Raw genomic sequence first — 572 nt, 5'->3', positions numbered from 1 at the left:
GGGCTGCTGATGCGGATGAGTTCGCCGTTGTCGTTCCAGGTGTAATCGCGGTCATACTGCAGGCTGTTCAGGTGCTGGCTCTGTAACTGCCCGGCAGGGGTGTAAGCGGTGGAGAGTTCATAACGGCCGAAGCTGCGCAGCGTTTCCCGGTGCAGGCGGTCGCGGGTGTACTCCACCAGCGGTGTGTCGCCGAGTTTCATGCCTGACAGCCAGCCGCTGCCGTAGGTCAGCCATTCCACGGCGGGCAGGCTGTCCGGTATACAGCGGTTCGCCAGCCCCTGCGCGTTGTACGCATGTCTGGTCTCATGCTGCCAGAGCAGTGCTTCCGTCTGCGGGTGATGCACCGTCTGACGCTCACCGGTCAGGCGGCCTTTCTCATCATACCCGTAATGCACCGTCACCCGGTGCCCTTCGCTGATATGGCTGATGTCTGTCAGCCAGCCGCGTTCGTCGTACCGCCACCGCTCTGCGGTTTCACCGTTCACGGTGCGGTGCGTGAGGCGGTCTGCTTCGTCATAGTGCCAGTGGGTGACCAGCCCCTCATCCTCGCTGCGGATAAGTTTGCCGGTCAG

At 62.8% G+C, this 572-nt stretch carries 1 pseudogene; it reads right to left on the bottom strand.

The window, feature by feature from the left end:
* Nucleotides 1-572 (bottom strand): annotated as a pseudogene (locus RTW80_RS26985) (RHS element protein); the annotation flags it as partial.

The sequence above is a fragment of the Escherichia sp. AM3 genome (assembly GCF_032029835.1).
Classification (GTDB): Bacteria; Pseudomonadota; Gammaproteobacteria; order Enterobacterales; family Enterobacteriaceae; genus Escherichia; species Escherichia coli.
Note: the sequence above shows the minus strand (reverse complement) of the source record. Positions and strands in the feature narration are given on the sequence as shown.